Annotated in this window: 10 protein-coding genes, 12 tRNA genes, 2 rRNA genes and 1 pseudogene; 6 read left to right on the top strand and 19 right to left on the bottom strand. The window is 36.1% G+C overall.

What is annotated here, in order from left to right; all coding sequences use genetic code 11:
* Positions 1 to 9: 9 nt before the first annotated feature.
* The 3 genes from I589_RS06910 to I589_RS06900 form a co-directional block, all read right to left on the bottom strand.
* Complete coding sequence (locus tag I589_RS06910) at positions 10 to 1,845, bottom strand: beta-glucoside-specific PTS transporter subunit IIABC (RefSeq protein ID WP_010768833.1); 1,836 nt, start codon at positions 1,843 to 1,845, stop codon at positions 10 to 12.
* 111 nt (positions 1,846 to 1,956) lie between these two features.
* On the bottom strand, positions 1,957 to 3,708 hold the full coding sequence (locus I589_RS06905) for a helix-turn-helix domain-containing protein (RefSeq protein WP_010768834.1): 1,752 nt from the start codon (positions 3,706 to 3,708) through the stop codon (positions 1,957 to 1,959).
* A gap of 535 nt (positions 3,709 to 4,243) precedes the next feature.
* Positions 4,244 to 5,734 (bottom strand): glycoside hydrolase family 1 protein, encoded by a 1,491-nt coding sequence (locus I589_RS06900; protein ID WP_010768835.1) that lies wholly within the window; start codon positions 5,732 to 5,734, stop codon positions 4,244 to 4,246.
* Between the two features lie 741 nt (positions 5,735 to 6,475).
* Here I589_RS06900 and I589_RS06890 point away from each other — a divergent pair.
* Positions 6,476 to 6,802, top strand: a pseudogene (locus tag I589_RS06890) (transposase); the annotation flags it as partial.
* Positions 6,803 to 7,478: 676 nt separating this feature from the next.
* Here the strand turns inward: I589_RS06890 and I589_RS06885 are convergent.
* Positions 7,479 to 7,958 (bottom strand): hypothetical protein, encoded by a 480-nt coding sequence (locus tag I589_RS06885; protein WP_010768838.1) that lies wholly within the window; start codon positions 7,956 to 7,958, stop codon positions 7,479 to 7,481.
* A gap of 1,873 nt (positions 7,959 to 9,831) precedes the next feature.
* Here I589_RS06885 and I589_RS06880 point away from each other — a divergent pair.
* On the top strand, positions 9,832 to 10,716 hold the full coding sequence (locus tag I589_RS06880; RefSeq protein WP_010768839.1) for a replication protein: 885 nt from the start codon (positions 9,832 to 9,834) through the stop codon (positions 10,714 to 10,716).
* A 534-nt stretch (positions 10,717 to 11,250) separates the two neighbouring features.
* Here I589_RS06880 and I589_RS06875 read toward each other — a convergent pair.
* The gene (locus I589_RS06875) at positions 11,251 to 11,661 is read right to left on the bottom strand and encodes a hypothetical protein (protein WP_010768840.1); all 411 of its coding nucleotides are present in this window, start codon (positions 11,659 to 11,661) and stop codon (positions 11,251 to 11,253) included.
* Positions 11,662 to 12,204: 543 nt separating this feature from the next.
* Between I589_RS06875 and I589_RS06870 the strand changes: the two genes are divergently transcribed.
* From I589_RS06870 to I589_RS06855, 4 genes are all read left to right on the top strand, one after another.
* Positions 12,205 to 13,815 carry a hypothetical protein gene (locus tag I589_RS06870; RefSeq protein ID WP_245561657.1) on the top strand — a complete coding sequence of 537 codons (1,611 nt, stop codon included), beginning with the start codon at positions 12,205 to 12,207 and terminating at the stop codon, positions 13,813 to 13,815.
* 570 nt (positions 13,816 to 14,385) lie between these two features.
* On the top strand, positions 14,386 to 14,985 hold the full coding sequence (locus I589_RS06865; protein WP_010768842.1) for a tyrosine-type recombinase/integrase: 600 nt from the start codon (positions 14,386 to 14,388) through the stop codon (positions 14,983 to 14,985).
* Between the two features lie 349 nt (positions 14,986 to 15,334).
* On the top strand, positions 15,335 to 15,547 hold the full coding sequence (locus tag I589_RS06860; RefSeq protein WP_010768843.1) for a DUF3173 domain-containing protein: 213 nt from the start codon (positions 15,335 to 15,337) through the stop codon (positions 15,545 to 15,547).
* Position 15,548: 1 nt separating this feature from the next.
* Entirely contained in the window at positions 15,549 to 16,661 is a 1,113-nt protein-coding gene (locus I589_RS06855; protein WP_010768844.1) for a tyrosine-type recombinase/integrase, read from the top strand.
* Positions 16,662 to 17,060: 399 nt separating this feature from the next.
* Here the strand turns inward: I589_RS06855 and I589_RS06850 are convergent.
* The 14 genes from I589_RS06850 to I589_RS06785 all read right to left on the bottom strand — a co-directional run.
* Positions 17,061 to 17,144: transfer RNA gene (locus tag I589_RS06850), tRNA-Leu, on the bottom strand.
* An 18-nt stretch (positions 17,145 to 17,162) separates the two neighbouring features.
* Positions 17,163 to 17,233: transfer RNA gene (locus I589_RS06845), tRNA-Cys, on the bottom strand.
* Between the two features lie 22 nt (positions 17,234 to 17,255).
* Positions 17,256 to 17,327, bottom strand: a tRNA-Gln gene (locus tag I589_RS06840).
* Between the two features lie 14 nt (positions 17,328 to 17,341).
* A tRNA-His gene (locus I589_RS06835) sits at positions 17,342 to 17,414 on the bottom strand.
* Between the two features lie 16 nt (positions 17,415 to 17,430).
* Positions 17,431 to 17,504, bottom strand: a tRNA-Trp gene (locus tag I589_RS06830).
* A gap of 3 nt (positions 17,505 to 17,507) precedes the next feature.
* A tRNA-Tyr gene (locus tag I589_RS06825) sits at positions 17,508 to 17,588 on the bottom strand.
* A gap of 4 nt (positions 17,589 to 17,592) precedes the next feature.
* Positions 17,593 to 17,665, bottom strand: a tRNA-Phe gene (locus I589_RS06820).
* A gap of 31 nt (positions 17,666 to 17,696) precedes the next feature.
* Positions 17,697 to 17,772 (bottom strand) — tRNA-Asp (locus I589_RS06815).
* 13 nt (positions 17,773 to 17,785) lie between these two features.
* A tRNA-Val gene (locus I589_RS06810) sits at positions 17,786 to 17,858 on the bottom strand.
* A gap of 10 nt (positions 17,859 to 17,868) precedes the next feature.
* Positions 17,869 to 17,940, bottom strand: a tRNA-Glu gene (locus I589_RS06805).
* Positions 17,941 to 17,953: 13 nt separating this feature from the next.
* Positions 17,954 to 18,042 (bottom strand) — tRNA-Ser (locus tag I589_RS06800).
* A 41-nt stretch (positions 18,043 to 18,083) separates the two neighbouring features.
* Positions 18,084 to 18,157 (bottom strand) — tRNA-Asn (locus tag I589_RS06795).
* Positions 18,158 to 18,167: 10 nt separating this feature from the next.
* A 5S ribosomal RNA gene (gene rrf / locus I589_RS06790) occupies positions 18,168 to 18,283 on the bottom strand.
* Positions 18,284 to 18,382: 99 nt separating this feature from the next.
* A 23S ribosomal RNA gene (locus tag I589_RS06785) occupies positions 18,383 to 18,721 on the bottom strand; the annotation flags it as partial.

Genomic DNA, 18,721 nt, shown 5'->3' with positions numbered 1-18,721 from the left:
CGTCTCTCCTTATACTAAAAGCTCTGCGAATTGATCATTCAGAGGCAGACTTTGATTTTCATCTACAAATTCAATTGTTGTAAATTTTGTACTGTTTGTAACCATAACCATAATTGTTGGATCATATCCGGCATCTTGAATGGCTTCTAAATCAAAACTTACTAATAACTCACCGGCTCTGATTTGATCATTTTCAGCAACTGAAGTTTTAAAATATTTTCCAGCTAAATTAACGGTATCAATACCAATATGGATTAGGATTTCAGCCCCTTCAGGCGTTTCAATCCCTATCGCATGTTTGGTAGGAAAAATAGAACGAACAGTTCCAGTAACTGGACTATAAACTTTTCCGATAGTCGGAATAACGGCAAATCCTTCACCCATTGCACCACTAGCAAAAGTTGGATCATTGACTTCAGTCAAAGCAATCGTTTTTCCTTGTATGGGCTTTTCTAGTACTACTGTTTTTTCATTGGCTAAAATTGATTGGTTTTCTTCAATCGTAACTTCATCTTTATAACCAAATAGGAAAGTTAAAATACATGAAACAATCATTGATAAGAAGTAGCTAGCGACTAGCCAAACGAACCCTCGACCAATATAAATTGGAAACGATAAGATACTTCTTGTAGCAACAGCTAATGCACCAGAACCAGCAGCACCTGCAACCCCACCAAAAATTGCCCCCACACAACAAGATATATAAAATGGTTTTTTATATTTTAAAGTAATTCCATAAACAGCTGGCTCCGTAATTCCAAATAATGCGCTAATAAAAGAGGAAATAGCTAAGCTCTTTACTTTTTTATCTTTTGATTTGAAAAACACGCCTAAAACAGCGCCGGCTTGAGCTGAAACAGCTGTCATACAACCTGGTCCTAAAGTATCTCGACCATAAAAACTTAAATTATTTGTCATGACTGGCACCATTCCCCAGTGTAAGCCAAAAATGACTAAGACTTGCCAAAATCCACCAATAACTGCACCAGATAAAATTGGACTAAAATTATAAACGGCTAAATAACCATTCGCAATCAATTCACTAGCTTTATTTGCAATTGGACCAACTACCATTAACGTCAAAGGCACCATGACTATTAAACAGATAAATGGTGTTAATAAATTTCTAACACTTTCATGAAGTCTTGGTTTGATTAAACGTTCTAAATGTGATAAAACATATACCGCTAAAATTGCTGGAATAACAGTACTAGAGTATCTTGCTAGAGAAACGGGTATACCGATAAAATTTAATGTTGCTCCATCAGTAAAAGCAGCCGTGATTGATGGATAGACTAATGCTGCCGCTAAAACCATCGCGATAAAAATGTCTGTCTTGAATTTTTTTGCCGCAGTATAGGCTAAGAAAATTGGCAAGAAATAGAAGAAAGCATCTGCTGCTGCATTTAAAACAACATACGTACCACTTTCAATTGATAACCAACCGACACTAGTTAATAAAGCCAAAACGCCTTTAATTAACCCACTCCCTGCTAACACACCTAAAGTTGGTGCAAAAACAGCAGCAATCATATCAATAAAACTATTTAAGATACTTTTCTTTTCTTTTTTTTCAGTAGTTTCTACGTTTATAGTACCAAGGTTTGATATTTTGGTAATCGCTTCATAAACATCATTCACTGTGTTACCAATGACTACTTGGAACATACCACCAGCTTCAACAACTGTAATGACTCCAACTAAATTTTCAATATCAGCTTTATTCGCTTTTTTCTGATCCTTTAATGTGAAACGTAATCGTGTGGCACAGTGATATAAATTACTGACATTTTCTTCTCCACCGACATTTTTTAAAATGTTCTTGGCTAATTGTTGGTAATCCATTTTGTTTCCTCCTTTTAATCTGTATCCGTTTTCTACATCATTAGTATAAGAAGGAAACCCTTTTCATGCCATTCAAGTTAAATCGTCACTAAAAGGGAATTTGACTGAACGCTATCTTGTCGTTAAAATTTCACTAATTGCAGAAAAATCGGTCAGCATTTCCGCACTTTTGACATACGATATATGGATTAAAGTTGAAATTTTTCTTTGTTGATAGACGATGGGCTCTTTTAAATGATACTCACGTATTTTAGTAGCCCCAATTTCTTTCACTTCACAAGCAAATAAAATTTTTGACATAATAGGCACCAAAACTAATTCGCTTGAATTTGGTAGTAGCTGATAAATATTGTCTATTTTTTTCGTAATTTTTATCTGGCTTTCTGCTCCATAGTATTTGGCCAAAAATTTTTTCTTATTTAATTCTTCTTGCTCGCTGATAGCATGATAAAGATCCGTACTTAATTCATTTAATTCCGCTTCTGATAAGACACTAGGTATAAAACTGAAACCAGAATTTTCAAAAATTATTTCTTGTTCTGTAGTTAATAACACACTATAATGCGCTTTTTCTTTTTTCGCTTCAAAAACATATACTGGTTCAATCTTCACTTGACGAATTTTTCGTTGTAAACTATTTTCTAAGCTGCGCTTTAACGTATATAAAATACTAAAGGGTTGATTACTGACGATTAGCAAGCTGCCTTCACTGCGATAATTTTCTAATGCTTCTGCCAAATACAAAACCAAATAGGAAAGCTCAGCTAAATTCGGCCGTAAGTCAAAATACAAAGGGAAAAAACGACGGACTAAATAGGTTTCTAAAGGGTAATTAGACAGTGTTTTTTGTGCAAAATGATTTAGTACATTGTGTCCTGCTGCCATTCTAGTTGCCATTTGTTGGATATGGACTAGTAGCGCTTCAGGATTTTTAAAAATTTGCTCAGTCGGTAGTTTCAAATAATCAATTAATGCTGTTTCAAATTTTCGAAGCTTTTGTTTTAGTACTAAATTGTCGCCTTCATTTAAATGTAAATAATTTAGTTCTAACAGACGATTGATTAACGCTGTTTGCTCATTTTTATCCAGCGAATAATCAAAAGTTTCAGCTAAAAAAAAGGTTAGCTTTTCAACCACTAAAACAAAGAAATCATTTTGTTCCAATAATTCTAAATCTTTTCGATTCTTTCCTCTGACAATTGTCAAACTTACATAACGGGCATATCTTAAAAAATCTTCTCCTGAAACAATATAATTCGCCTCAATTAAAACAGTTTGCAGAAAACTTTGGATGACTGGTACTTTCTCCAATACAGCTGAAATAAATTTTTCCGATAATTTGCTCTCGATTAAAACAGACTCGGTTCCAACCATTGAAGCAAAAATTCTTCTCATATTTTCACTTCCATGAATCTTCAAGCCTTTGTGACTGGAAATCTCTAAATCTAAATGAACATTTCGCTCCATCCAACGCTGTATAGTTTTAATTTCATTTGAGATAGCTGTTTTTGATAGAAAAAAAAGATCAGCTAAATGCTGCATGCTAACATAGTCTTCTTGAAACATTAAATAGATGATAATAGTTGACGCTCTAAAATTCATACTGGAATATATTTTATGTTTTTTCACTTCTGCTACAATTTGTGTTTGTAACTCTGGTGCTAAAAATAAAAGATGATAGCCATTACGTTTGTTACTTTCAATTTCTATATCGTTTGGATAAAACTCTAGCATATTTTTAATTTCTGATTGCACAGTTTTTTTATTGGTTTGAATGTGCTCAGCTAACTTTTCACTAGTTAGCCAAGTATTGGTATTTGCTAAATAAACTAACAGTTCTAATTGCCGTTTTGTTAAGTTCATTAGATAATCACCTCCATGCTTATTGTAGCAAAAGAGAGCTTGAAAATCGTAACCAAGATTTTTCGGCTTCTTTTTTATTCAGAGAATTCTTTTGGTATTTTCGGCTTCTTTTGTCACTATTTCACCAAATTTACTGTCATTAGTGCATATCCCATTTTATTATGAATCGTTTTTTTAATTGAGAACTAAGTAAAGACTAAACAAACATTCAAATAAACAAAAACTGATTAAACATCGTATTTGGAGGAGAAGAATAACTCATTTGAGGATGAAAAGGAAGTGTTCTGGAGGATGCTTTTACCTAATTGATTCACGGTAAAAGTGATCTCACTTTTTCTAATTGCGAACAAAAATCTAGGGGAAGAATGACTTAATTTGTGATACACCTTTTAAACGTAAGAACACTTCGCTTGTTTAAGTGAGGTGTTACTTTGCTTCTAGTGAAAGTGCTCTTATATTTGTACAAAAAATCCAGATGCCAATCAATTAGACTGATATCTAGATTTTTCGTTAAGTGTCCTAGACTCTGATTCTTTTAAATATTAATGGAAAGGTTAGTCCCATTTGTTTCAATAACTTGTTTAAAATAATCAAAACTATCTTTTTTCAAACGTTTGAAACTACCACTACCATCATTGTGACGATCAACATAAATAAAACCATAGCGTTTCTTCATTTCTCCAGTTCCTGCTGAAACAATATCAATTGGTCCCCACCAAAGATATCCGATTACCTCACAGCCATCCTTGATTGCCTCTGCCACTTGTTCTACGTGCATTTTTAGATATCGTGCTCTTTCAATATCATTAATTCGTTGATTTTCATTAGGCGTTTCATCAATTCCCAATCCATTTTCAACAATAAATAATGGTAACTCATATCGATCAGTTAGTTCATTCATAACATAACGTAAACCTAATGGATCGATTGGCCAATTCCAAGGTTCAGGTGATTTTTCAGTTAAGAAAGGATTATCAAAACCTTTTGCACCACCAGTATCTACCCGCATTTCAGCATCTTTACTATATACCGTACTGCGATAATAACTAAATGCAATATAATCTGAAGTATATTTTGCTAACAAATCTAAATCCCCTGCAATAATTTCTGGCGCACAGTCTTCTTCACGCCAGATGCGTTTTACATATCCGGGATAATGCCCACGACACATCACATCAGAATATAGATAGGAATTTCGTTTAAATTCTAAAGCACCAAAAACATTTTCTGGATTACAATCTACTGGATACGTTGCTAAAGAAGAAAAACTACACATTACACCCATCAATGCATCAGAATCTGCTTCCTGCATTCTTTTTGTTGCCAATGCGCTAGCAATAAATAAATGATGAACCGCTTGGAAAATTTCTTTTTTCGTCAAGGTTGCAATTGGTTCTTTGGGATCTGTCGCCGGAAACTTGACGATACCTGCAGCCGCATAAGGCATACGAAAAGCATTATTTATTTCGTTAAATGTCATCCAATACTTCACTTTTCCTTTGTAGCGATTAAAAATTACTGTTGAATAACGATCAAAAAATTCAACCAAACGTCTATCTTGCCACCCACCATATTCTGCTACTAATGCTAATGGGGTCTCATAATGACTTAAAGTGATTACTGGTTCCATGTCATATTTTAAAAGAGTATCAATTAAGTGGTCATAAAATGCCAATCCAGCTTCATTTGCCTCTTCTTCATCTCCTCTTGGGAAAATTCGTCCCCATGAAATACTTGTTCGAAATGCTTTAAACCCCATCTCACTCATCATTTTAATGTCTTCTTCAAAACGGTGATAAAAGTCAACAGCTTCATGTGATAAAAATGTGATGTCATCAGGTAAGTCCAATTCCCAAATTCCTTGTGATTCGTTCCAAGAAATACTTGGATGTTGATTCATAATACCAACTAAAGTATCAGTTACATTAGGTAATTTTCCGTCCTCTAGCCAAGCACCTTCTATTTGATTTGCAGCTACTGCACCTCCCCATAAAAAGTTTTCTGGAAATACATGAGTTTCTGTCATAATACCCCTCCTATACTTTTGAATCCGTTGTCTTACTATAAACATATAGTTAACGCCTTAGATTTACCATACTAGAATTTTCCTTTGTAAAAAAGAAATTTTGTGAACGAAAGAAAATCAATTAGTCTTCACCGTTCCATATCTCACTATCTAAAAATTTTACTAACCCATCAAATATACCAATCTAAAAATAGCCTTCTCTTCTTAAAATATCTACAAATAAATTTTCAAAAATATCATGGTATCTTCTAGCACTTGGTATTGAAAATGAATTAGTGAAAGAATTGGCTGTATTCAAAAAAACGGTGTATGCTATAAGAGAAAGAAATCATGAACTGAGTTTTTATTATCGATAAAATTAAGCGAAATGAGGTAGTTAAGATGAGTCAGTTGCAATTTATATTTTTGGGTTTCACTGTTGTTGGTTTTTTTGGAAGCTTATCACTCATTACTCCAAATATTCAGTGGAAAGATTTTACAGTTTTCTTCAGGAAAGAAAGGCGTCAGAAGTATCTACAGTATTCTAATAAGTACTTGGGGAAAGTTTGGTTAACTGTTGGTATAATTTCACTGGTACTATTCGCTACTTCTTTAATATTTGAATTTAAAATTAATCTGTACTTCACTATTTTTCTTTATGTAAGTTATTTACTAGTAACCAGAATTTTATTAGAAATCAGTTGGCGAAAGAACAGGAGTAACAATTGATTAAAATTTCTCATGATTAATTTTTCTACATTTATTGATGAGTTTAAAGGAACGAAAGATTGCGAAGGCGCCATGTGTTTTATCGTCAGTGACGCAGATACAAACCAAATTTTTGACATTCTAAACGATCGAAGAAACTTCAAACTACGTGCGTATTTTCAACGATTTACGCTAAAAGCGCGAAAGAAAGTCACCCATATTGTCATGGACATAAATGCCCCTTATGACAGTTTTGTGAAAGATGTATTTGCTTGTGCCAAAATTTCGATTGATTGATTTCATGTGATTCAACAACTGAGCAGAGCCTTTAATAAGCAGCGAATTCAGGCAATGAATCAAAGGAAAAAACAGCCTAATCAAACGGATTGCTTTTGGTTTCCGAACATTTCGCCACCTACGCCTGCGGGTTCTTGTCCAACAAGGTCTCTGCGAACTCATTTAAAAAACAAAAAAGAGAACACCGAAAGTGTTCTCGATTCTGTGACTTATTTTTAAAAGAACACTGTTTGGCAAAGAGCCACTATAAAAAGAAAACCCCTAATGTAAGATAGACTTACACTAGGGGTTCATTGGTATACCGGCGGCCGGGGTCGAACCGGCACGCCCTCGCGGGCACTGGATTTTGAGTTTTACCGCTCTTATTACTATAAGTCAATCTGACAAAAATAAATAAGACTATACCCACTTATAACCGATTTAAACAAGTTATGGGTTAGCCATCTAGGATATTTTTTGGAGACTCTATTTACCTGTACACTTCTATAAACAAATTATAGCACCTATTTCTATCCTAGTCCACTATTTTTTAGCTGGATTTTAGTTAGATGATTGCGACCCTTGTCTCTTCTTTACTCAGTTTAATTAGATGAATCATTTCAAACACAGATGAATGTCTCAAACCGACTTTCACTATACATAGATGGTTGGAAAATCATAGGATATCTAACGCTTGAGTCGGTGTAGAACCCCTACCCTAGATTGTTGGAATTTTCTGCTTTCTACAAATTAAACCGCACTTTTTTAAAACTATTTTTGTTCAAATGATTTTTAAAACCTTAAGTATTAAATTTACAACTGGTAAAAAAACTGGTATAAGCTTTAAAATAAGTTCTAAAGTTTTCCCTTTCTTTGTTTTAATATTTCCTCTTATAAAATTTCCTAAGCTAAATATTCCCACAAAAATCCCATACAAAGGAAATACCGAAACGATTAATAAAACTAACACGCTCCATTCATTGAGTAAAGAAAAATTTTTTAAGAGCAAAACAATTCCATAAATGATATAAAAAATTGCCATTGCAACGGCAAAATTATCAAATATTTTTTTGTTACCTAACATTTCTTCTACTGAATACGCGAAAAATACTGAACTTATCATTAATATCACAGTACTTACCAATCTTGACCAACTAAAAAGATACTCATCAGGTAAAATATAAATAATACCTGCTAATGCCATAAAAGCAAAAGCTAATGAATAGCCACTATAATCTTGTTTTTTCTCATTCTCAGACATCTATATATTGCTCCCCTTAAAAATATTCGATACTTATATAATACCTGAATAGTTCTAATATATCTATTTGTTCTGATTTGATTCTTTTCTTCTTTTCAATAAAACTTCTGAAATAGTTGTATTGATAGTTATCTATGCGATACCAATTCTTTATTGTGTAACCTGAAGAATCACTTCTTTTCTCCTAGTCATTCTATTTTCTGCATTAGAGAATGACCTCACCTTGTTCTTTCCGTCCTACAAACTAGAAACTCTGATTTTTACCCTTAGATACACACTTGGGGTATATTCGTCTCTTTGAGGGACTCCTTTCCAAATCAGCTAGTTTTCTTTCTATATCCACCACCCTATTTTTCATCTGCCTTGAGATGAAGATGAAAATTACTTCTGACACCCATCATTTTTTCATCTCTATCAACATGATTTTTCACCCCCACCCACATGACTTTTTTTCTCCAAATCGGCTTCTTTGATAGGCAATTAAAAAAATAATTGTGTGGTTATGGTCATTCTTGCCATCTGTCACAGCCACCACCAATGGTACGCTCAGGCAACCTTGAGATGAATTTTAGCGATAACCACAGATACCGATTGGCACTCCCTTTTTTCTAGCAACCATGCTTCTTGCTTCTCCCCACTCTTCTTTCAGCTATCAAATACAGATAAGTTTCTTCTATTGTAAATACCCTTTCCCTACCCACTGATAGCTAAGCCACCTAAATTCAGCCTCTCACCCATCAGCTAAGCTGATTTACTCAAGATAAGCTGAAAGTAGCACGAAGCCAAACTGATTTTAAGTAAGATTCGGAATCTCTTCCTGCAATTCTTGCTCAAATGCTTGACATCTTTTCTATTATCCATCTGACTATCAAGCCTGCGTACAGATATTTATTCTAGCCAACTAAAGCCAGCAGTATCACAGGAAGAAACGCATTAAATAAGTAACTTGATACTTTTTACCCCCTAAAGCCCAACCCTTCAGTAAATATATAGGCAACATGAAATTTTATCTCTAGATTTTAACAGCAGAGACATAGGGGGGCTAACCAGTATAACGAAAGGAGATGACCAAGAAATGAGCACCCTGAGAAGTCCAACTGGCAAATAAGGCAAGACCCCAAATCCCTATAGCTAGATGAAATTGAGACAAGCGACTTTAGTGGCTCGTAAATGACTTCTCAAATAGCATCAGTTAGATACGGATTTCAATACCTAAAACTTTTCAAATTCTTGGTATAGACTGGGTTGCCTAGAAGTAACTATCAGTAAATAATATCTGTAGGGTAGCTACCTGACAAACAACAAACTGTCCCATACTTTTAGTGCACAAAGTCACTGGGACAGAGAAAGAATAAAGAAAAACAACTCTAGCCATTGGTACAACCGATTTTTTCATGGATCAAAGACCAAATCCATTGGTACACTTGGCTTCCAGCTATTTTGAACAATGATCAGTATATTACTGGGGGGTCGTAGTATGAGGCTTGGTAGATTCGTTTTAGCCATTTTGTCGGCATTTCTCCGACTAGGGGTACTGTAGAGCCAAAAACGAATGCAAGGCGGATTTTCTCTCAGAGAAAAGAGAAAGAGTCTCTCTTTCTTGCGGACACTAAGAAGCATCCTAAGGATGTCAAGGTGCATTTTCCCATTCGACAGTGGCTATCTCAGCCCTTGCCTGTGCAGTACCCGAAACCAAGACCCCAGTACTAGGCTGAACGCTGAACAAATCCTTGTCCCTCCTACTCCTGCAAAGGATTGCGGTAACTATTAAGGAAAAAATCGAGTGGCTCAAGGGATTCAGGCTCTTTAGGCATGGGGATTGGCTTATACTATGAAGTTAGAGAAATAAACTAAGAAAGCAGGTATTAAAATAATGAATAATAAGAATAAATCACAAGCAGAGAGACACAGAAACTGGATATTTATTGTCTATCCCGATTCAGCACCCGAGAATTGGAGAGATATTGTAACAGATATTGGTGCGCCTTGGGGGCATAGTCCTTTGCATGATAAAGATGAAAATGAATATGGTGGTGCTAAAAAGCCCCACTACCATTGTCTCATCAAATTCAATAGCTTAAAGTCTTACAGACAAATGCTAAAGATAACTGGCAAGATCCATGCACCAAATCCGCAACCTTGTGAGTCTATTGTTGGAAAAGTAAGATATTGGCTCCATCTTGATAACCCCGAAAAGTATCAATATGAGCAAGAAGACATCATGGCATTCAATGGGCTCGATGTCAAAGAAATATTAAGACCAAGCAAGACCCAACAAACCGCCATGATGAGAGAGATAAGAGCGTTCATCAGAGAAAATAATATCAAAGAGATGAAAGACTTTATGAACTATGCAGATGAAGAATCTCCACGCTGGGGGTATGTCATCAACAGATACCACTACGGTATCAGAGACTATATTAACAGCTGTCGGTATAGTTCTAAGTCCGAACAGAACGAAAACTACAAAGGACTACACCTCATTCGTACTTTCATTAAAGACAACGGTATAACAGAGATAAGTACTGTGTACGATTTCTTAGATGAAACTGCCCCTCAGTGGGGTTACTTAATGGATACGAATTACCTTGAAATTAATAGCTATTTACAAAGTACGATACGTAGAAATAAGCATAAAGTACGGATAAATTCGTTTGATAGTAGTACGCAAACGTACAACATACCTTTAGTCCCAAAAGGGATTGATTTGGAACTATGGGCATTAACAATAAAGGAATACCAAGAGTCTTGCTTGTAATTTTTTCAGGAATATTATCTATTTTTAAGCTTCTATCAGTAGTCTAACTCCTGATAAATCTACTGACAACAAGACAAATGTAATTTCAGTAGATTAGGGCTAATTTAATGTAAGGAGGAAATCTACCTAGTATGAAAAATAGGCATTTCCTCCTTTTAGCTTTCGATCACCTTTGATAAGTTGTCTTACTTCTATCCTACTATTTCATGCCATAGATAGTGGGGGTATTTTTGTAGATATTGAAAGAATGAATCCAAGCAATAAGACTATTAAACTTTCCAAGTATGTCAAATAAAGTCAGATAAATCAAATCACTAGAAAACCAAAAGTTTTTTCTACCTCTCAAGGTTAGATACTGAATCCACCCCGCCAAACGAGTAAGACTCTTAAATTCACCATGCGTAACAGATATACCAAATTTGAAAGGTATAAATCATAGCTAACAATTGTACAAATCTCAAAAGTAGGTTTCTTCATTTGGGTACGGGCAACGAAATAGTTTTCTACATTCACTATCACTTTTCAAGTTATTATTTACCTCATTTTATTTAATAATTTCAAGAAATCTTCATGGTGCTTTTTATTACCTAATACTTTACTTGAGACTCTAAACTGAACTACACTCCCTTTTAAATCAGCTATTGAAATGGTGTATAGTAATAAGTTTTTCTTAATACTGAAATCATCAATATCATCTTGACAGATAACGGAGACATCATCTATTAATTTACCTAACTGATTGACAGGCAATATTTTAATATCGTTATCATTTATAGCCAACCATGCACCTTGAACAATATAATTATCCAAGTTCAAATAATTCATTCGTACATATAATGGTTGGCTAACTTTCAAAGTTACATATATTATTAACTCATCTCCGTTATAAATGTCTAACTTTTTTAATAGAGAGATAATCTCATCATGCTGAACTATTAATCCCATATTCTCAAACCCTTTCCTTAAACCGATCAGTATTAATAGAGTAGCAAATATTTATAGTATTAACAACTTAACTTTCACCCACTACCCCGCAATCCATTGGTACAATCGATTTTTCAGCCATCAAAAGACCAAATCCTTTGATACCCTTAGCTTCCAGCCATTTTGAACAGTGATCAGTATATTACTGGGGGTCGTAGTATCCACCTTTCCTACTTCTATCACGCTATTAGCCATACTTGGGGTACTTACTAGCTACTTATCATGATTAATAAATATTTAGTAGTCTTTTACACAAGAAAACATTTGCTTTTAACTATTTTCCATGGGAAAATTATTTCTGTGAGGAAAGGAGGAACCAAGGAGAGAATAACAATTAAAAAACTTACTTTTACAAAAAAGCGCTCTATTCAGCTTATCATTGCTACTTTAGCAGTCTTAGGAATCTTACTAGCCATGAGTTTTCATTCCCAGAACAGAGTAAAAAGCTCTCTTAACTCTTTCAATGAACGCTGGAAAGAAATTGAATCAGAGGGAAACCTAGATTTGAGTTTATTGAATCCTAAAAATAACAAGTATATCTCATTAACAACCGGTAAGAAGATGGATAAAGAGAATAAAACCAACTTTCTCCCTTCTCGATTTGAAAAGCAAAAACAAATTAAGAGAATCAGCCATGATGAACTACTCTTATCAGATTTAGGAAATGAATACAGTAAAGCTGGTAATATTGCAGATACTTCCAAAGAATTTTCGATTGAAGATGAACAGAAGCGGTTAGATAAAATGTACGCCTATTTTGATGGTCTGACTACTGAGGGGAAAAATCAATTTAAGCCTGTAAAAGATAGCTTAGATAGGGCTAAAAAATCATTGGAAATAATTAGTGACTACAACAAATCCTACTATATCCCAATTGAAAAATCAGACCTAATACCTACTGCCTATAAATTTCCATTAAACACAGATGTCGCAAATCAATACTGTAAAAAAATCTCTGACAAATTAGATTACAGCTATGATGGCTATAATCCAAATGCAGATACAGAAGAAAATACTACATCTGATATTCGCGAAACTGATTGGGATAATGGCGCCTATGGTATTCTATCTTGGGGAGAATCATTATACAGATATTATCTTGATTTAGAAGGAAGACCAGAAGCAGCTTCTGCACTCAAGGATAATTTAAACTTAGATGGATTCACCGCTGACATTGTTGATGGTCAATATGCTAAAAAAGAAATGGAAAAACAAGATCCGAATGATATGTCTAAAGAAGAGTTAAGCAGAAATTTAATCTATTCATTGGCTTCTAGTGGATACTATGAGCGTGCGACTCAAAATGATGATGAAACTACAACTAGTGTCATCACACCCTCTTTATGGGTACTTCAAAAGAACGGCAAGATAGTACTAAAAGCTTCATTCAATGAATTAAGTACTGCTAATGATGTAGAGACAGCCTCTGGAACATACTCCATGACTGATACGAATACAAAAGAAACCTTTGATATTACCATTAAGAACAATGATGATGGCTCTTATCATGTAACAGGACAAACTCCTGTGGGTGAAATCAATCATGATTATTCACCACTATCAAATAAAAGTACCAAGAAAGATGATAGTTCTACAAGTGAAGAAGTTCTGTCATCAGCTAATGTCAGTAAAGAAACTATGGATAATGCAACTATAGAAAGCTATTGTCATTTATTCAGTGGTAAATTTATAACAAATAACCTTGATAATCATACAGCTAGTTATTTCAATGAATCTCCTAAAGGTTGGCGATTTGAAGACAGTAGCAAACTACTAATAACTGCCGAATTTCTTGGGGTTGCTGACAGTTCTGCAGATGGAACAGTACAGTTTAAAATGAAAGATAAAGAATCAAGTAAAGAGTTTCTTCTGAATATAACGCCAAATAGTGATTGGGATGGGTATAAACTACAAGCAGATACGCCTATAGGAAATCTAACTGGCGAGTATATTGCTGTAACCAGTAATAAAAATACTCGACAAAAACAATCAGATAAAGCTTATGAAGAGAAGCAACAAAATCAATCAGATGAAAATAAAAACGTCACAAACCCTAAAGGTGAAAAATCATTACAGGGGTATACTGGTGAAGATGCAACTAATCCATTTGACTGATACGAAACTAAATACCTTTTTCCTCACACTCAGGAGTCCTTATCTTAAAAGGGTGCATAGGCGTGTGAATCCGCATGGTACAGCCTTTCCTTGGCTATCCAACCACCAAAAAACAGCCCGAATTTTCTCCTCAACGTCCGCAAATGGCTTGCCCTACACTTGACCTACCCCACGCAGGAAAATCCCGCAAATCGCATTTTTCGTCCTTTTTGTAGTGCCACCTATCAAACTTTAGATAGCTAGTAGTCCAAAGAGAAATGAATGAAATAACCAATCAAAAAGCACTAAGAATGGCTATATAGAGCTGTTCCTAGTGCTTTTTGATTTGAATGATAGCTGTATGAATTACTTGCATTTGTTTCTGTCAGTCATGGGGTATCTTGCCTAGCAGAATACTTAGAGACATTAAATAACAATTAATCAGTGGTGAAATAAAAGTAAACAGGAGTCCTTTTAAGATTTTGGCACCTCGGAAATTCTTTACTGACAAGGCTTGGCTTCTTTGTTCCAATAGAATAGGAGCTATTTTTCTAGTTTCTCCAAATATGACGAACAAAGGAGACCATTATTATGGCAAAAAGACAAACTACTAACGTCCAACCAATCAAGGATTCAAATGTACTCAGACAGGTACAAGACACTCTCTTAGACAGCTTCAAAGCTGGGCGTAGAAACTATACCATCTTTCAGCTTGGCAAGGCAACACTTCTAAGAGTCAGTGACGTTCTCTCATTAGAGTATTCAGACGTATTTACAGCAGATGGGGTACTGAAAGAACGTGCCTACATCAGAGACCAAAAGACAGGCAAGCCCAACACCTTGTACCTCAAACCAATCGAAAAAGACTTGTATCTCTACAAAGAATGGCTTGATGATAACGGTATCAAGAGCCAATGGCTCTTCCCCTCTTCTTCCGATTGGAATTCACCAGTTACACGCAAGCAATACTACAAAATCATGCAGAAGACTGGCGATCTCCTGGGCATTAATTACTTGGGTACTCATACCATGAGAAAGACAGGTGCCTACAGAGTCTACGAACAGACCAACTACAACATAGGTTTTGTCATGAAACTACTGAATCACTCTGACCAAAAGTCTACCCTTAGTTATTTAGGACTGGACGAGGTACAAAAAGAAGAACTACTTGACACGATTAACTTCGGTTAAACCCGTGAAAGATGGTGAAAAACAATGAAATAGTTTCAAAACCAATTTATTTTTGTCGTCAAAATTGTCCGACCTACTCCCCACTTCTAGGGGCACTGCTTATCTTTCAATGTATCTAACTATCAATCTGGACTACCTATTTGACAAGACAGCTCTGTTTGGAATCGCTATAAACCCTTATGTGGAGGGCTTTCAAAGGAATTTCTTATCCCTTATAATTAGTATATAGAAGAAAGAGACAAACAATGAAGAACAATTCCATGGAAAATGATTTACATTCTCTTACTTCCTGAAAATAATTATTTCAGATGATTATATCTAGTCACATAATAAAAGGAGACAAGAAACTATGACAAATCCAACAATCACTAAACACGACTTAATCGAATTGGGCTATGGACACTGTACGGCAGAAGACCTAATTAAGAAAGCTAAAGCTTTGATGGTACATAAAGGATTCTCTTACTATGAGAATACACGACTTGGACGTGTGCCTGTTAAAGCCATAGAGGAAATACTAGGCATTCAGTTAGCAATAAAACCAATTGAGGAGGTAGACTAAAATGACAATCAGAAAAGACAAAGCAACAGGGACATGGATTGTAGATATTTCAGATGGTTTTAACTCTGTTACTGGTAAGCGTAACCGATTTATCAAACGTCAAATTAAGACCCGTAAAGAAGCTATTAAACTAGAACAGGAACTTAGATTTACTAAGTTTGGAGATACCTCTCTTACAGGTGCTACTATTGAAATGCTGTATCAGATTGTTGTTGAAGAAGATAAAAGAAGTAATCGTAAGGAAAGCTACTTACAGACACAAGAGTATAATTACAACAGGCATATTAAGGGGTACTTTGAGAAAGCTAAAATTGAGCTTTTAACTTATAAAGAGCTAGAAGTCTTTCGTACTTCACTCACGAATAAAGGTTTATCTAATAACACGGTTAATAAACTCATGATACAACTAAAGAAACTCTTAGATGTAGCCGTCAAACAAGGATTTCTAAAAGTAAATCCATGCACACAATTAAAGAAATTACCTGTCAAAAAGAAAAAGATGGACTATTGGACAACGGAGGACTTCAATCATTTTATGTCACTTTTTAAACCTGATGAGTATCCATACAAACTCTTTTTCAAAGTTGCCTTCTCAACTGGTATGCGTATGGGAGAACTTTTAGGACTGACGTGGGAAGACATCAACTTACGCAGAAACATTATAGACGTTAATAAAACTTTGATTCATTTGACAGGCAAAAACGTCCTCAATGAACCCAAAACGAGCACTGGAAGTCGTCAAATTGCTCTTCACAGCAACTTATCAGATGAATTATGGGATTGGAAAGATAAACAGCATGAGCTTCTCTCGCCTTTCGTACCAGAAACAGAGAAACTCCAAGTCTTTCAATTCGTCCCCGAAATCATGACACGTTTCAAAGTATCAAAGAAATATGATGACGTAGTAGAACGTAGTTCTACTCTCAAAAGAATCCGAATTCACGACCTCAGACATTCCCACGTAGCATTTTTAATTGATAATGAGGAAGATCCATTCATCATTAAAGAACGCATAGGACACGCCTCAATTAATACGACCTATGATATTTACGGACACCTCTACCCAAATAAGCAACAAAGCTTAGCCGATAAATTGAATAATGCAATTGTATAGATATAGATAGTAGTAGAACTTCAAGTAGAATGAAGTTCTACTATTCTTTCTAGTCAGCAGGTACACTCATACAGAACATAATATGGAGTAATAAATAGTTACCAGAATCAATTTAATTAAATAGTTCAAAAAATGAGTTATAATTCAAGTTTGAACATAGTATTAGCTATCTTCACTTTTTACATAATGACCAATCCTTTTTATTTGAAAAATTATAAGAGATAAGTTAAAAAGAAAAATGTAAAAAAAAATAATGGTACAAAATGGAGTTCTCCTTTTTTCTCCTAAAATAAAGAGAGAAGTTAGACATGATGTTACAGCATAGGTACTACTGTTTTCACATAATATAAAAAGAAAACCCCTAATGTAAGATAGACTTACACTAGGGGTTCATTGGTATACCGGCGGTCGGGGTCGAACCGACACGCCCTCGCGGGCACTGGATTTTGAGTCCAGCGCGTCTGCCAATTCCGCCACGCCGGCATGTTATAAAATGTACTAAGGCGGTAACCGGATTTGAACCGGTGATGAAGGTTTTGCAGACCTCTGCCTTACCACTTGGCTATACCGCCATTATTGAATTAAAAAATAAAACTGGGGTAGCTGGATTCGAACCAACGCATGAGGGAGTCAAAGTCCCTTGCCTTACCGCTTGGCTATACCCCAATAAATGAAACAAAGGCGACTGATGGGAATCGAACCCACGAATGCCGGAGCCACAATCCGGTGCGTTAACCACTTCGCCACAGTCGCCATATTAAAATTTAAATGGCAGGGGTAGCAGGAATTGAACCCACACTAACGGTTTTGGAGACCGCTGTTCTACCTTTAAACTATACCCCTAAATGGAGGAAAGTGGATTCGAACCACTGAACCCTAAGGAACGGATTTACAGTCCGTCGCGTTTAGCCACTTCGCTATTCCTCCATAATGGCGCGGGACAGAATCGAACTGCCGACACATGGAGCTTCAATCCATTGCTCTACCAACTGAGCTACCGAGCCGTATTACAAAATAAAATTTTGGTTTCAAAAATGGCGGTTCCGACGGGAATCGAACCCGCGATCTCCTGCGTGACAGGCAGGCATGTTAACCCCTACACCACGGAACCAAAATTGATTCTATGGAGGTTAACGGGTTCGAACCGCTGACCCTCTGCTTGTAAGGCAGATGCTCTCCCAGCTGAGCTAAACCTCCATATTTAAAATGACCCGTACGGGAATCGAACCCGTGATACCGCCGTGAAAGGGCGGTGTCTTAACCGCTTGACCAACGGGCCTTGAGATTTATTACGGAGAGTAAGGGATTCGAACCCTTGAGACAGTGTAAACCATCTACATGATTTCCAATCATGCTCCTTCGGCCTCTCGGACAACTCTCCAGAGAATAAAAGAAGCTCAATACTCTTCTCAAAAATGAGAACTCCGGCAGTAGGACTCGAACCTACGACATCATGATTAACAGTCATGCGCTACTACCAACTGAGCTATGCCGGAATAACTACAAGCGTGGCGACGTCCTACTCTCACAAGGGGCAACCCCTCACTACAATCGGCGCTAAGAAGCTTAACTTCTGTGTTCGGCATGGGAACAGGTGTATCCTTCTCGCTATCGCCACCACACTTGGTGATGTTGTCTTATTGAGTTATGCTTTCGCTCACTCAAAACTGGATTTGAAGTAATCAATCAAAACTCGTCCGAGTTTATTTTCTTACCATTCTTTGGTTAAGTCCTCGACCGATTAGTATTAGTCCGCTCCGTACATCACTGCACTTCCACTCCTAACCTATCTACCTGATCATCTCTCAGGGGTCTTACTTTCTTAAAGAAATGGGAAATCTCATCTTGAGGTGGGCTTCACACTTAGATGCTTTCAGCGTTTATCCCTTCCCTACATAGCTACCCAGCAATGCCCTTGGCAGAACAACTGGTACACCAGCGGTAAGTCCATCCCGGTCCTCTCGTACTAAGGACAGCTCCTCTCAAATTTCCAACGCCCGCGACGGATAGGGACCGAACTGTCTCACGACGTTCTGAACCCAGCTCGCGTGCCGCTTTAA

The organism is Enterococcus phoeniculicola ATCC BAA-412 (assembly GCF_000407505.1).
In the GTDB taxonomy this organism is placed as follows: domain Bacteria; phylum Bacillota; class Bacilli; order Lactobacillales; family Enterococcaceae; genus Enterococcus_K; species Enterococcus_K phoeniculicola.
Note: the sequence above shows the minus strand (reverse complement) of the source record. Positions and strands in the feature narration are given on the sequence as shown.

Excerpts from the sequence above, each read along its gene's own strand:
- I589_RS06910 (WP_010768833.1), bottom strand. The coding sequence starts at position 1,845 with ATGGATTACCAACAATTAGCCAAGAACATTTTAAAAAATGTCGGTGGA.
- I589_RS06905 (WP_010768834.1), bottom strand. The coding sequence starts at position 3,708 with ATGAACTTAACAAAACGGCAATTAGAACTGTTAGTTTATTTAGCAAAT.
- I589_RS06900 (WP_010768835.1), bottom strand. The coding sequence starts at position 5,734 with ATGACAGAAACTCATGTATTTCCAGAAAACTTTTTATGGGGAGGTGCA.
- I589_RS06885 (WP_010768838.1), bottom strand. The coding sequence starts at position 7,958 with ATGTCTGAGAATGAGAAAAAACAAGATTATAGTGGCTATTCATTAGCT.
- I589_RS06880 (WP_010768839.1), top strand. The coding sequence starts at position 9,832 with ATGAATAATAAGAATAAATCACAAGCAGAGAGACACAGAAACTGGATA.
- I589_RS06875 (WP_010768840.1), bottom strand. The coding sequence starts at position 11,661 with ATGGGATTAATAGTTCAGCATGATGAGATTATCTCTCTATTAAAAAAG.
- I589_RS06865 (WP_010768842.1), top strand. The coding sequence starts at position 14,386 with ATGGCAAAAAGACAAACTACTAACGTCCAACCAATCAAGGATTCAAAT.
- I589_RS06860 (WP_010768843.1), top strand. The coding sequence starts at position 15,335 with ATGACAAATCCAACAATCACTAAACACGACTTAATCGAATTGGGCTAT.
- I589_RS06855 (WP_010768844.1), top strand. The coding sequence starts at position 15,549 with ATGACAATCAGAAAAGACAAAGCAACAGGGACATGGATTGTAGATATT.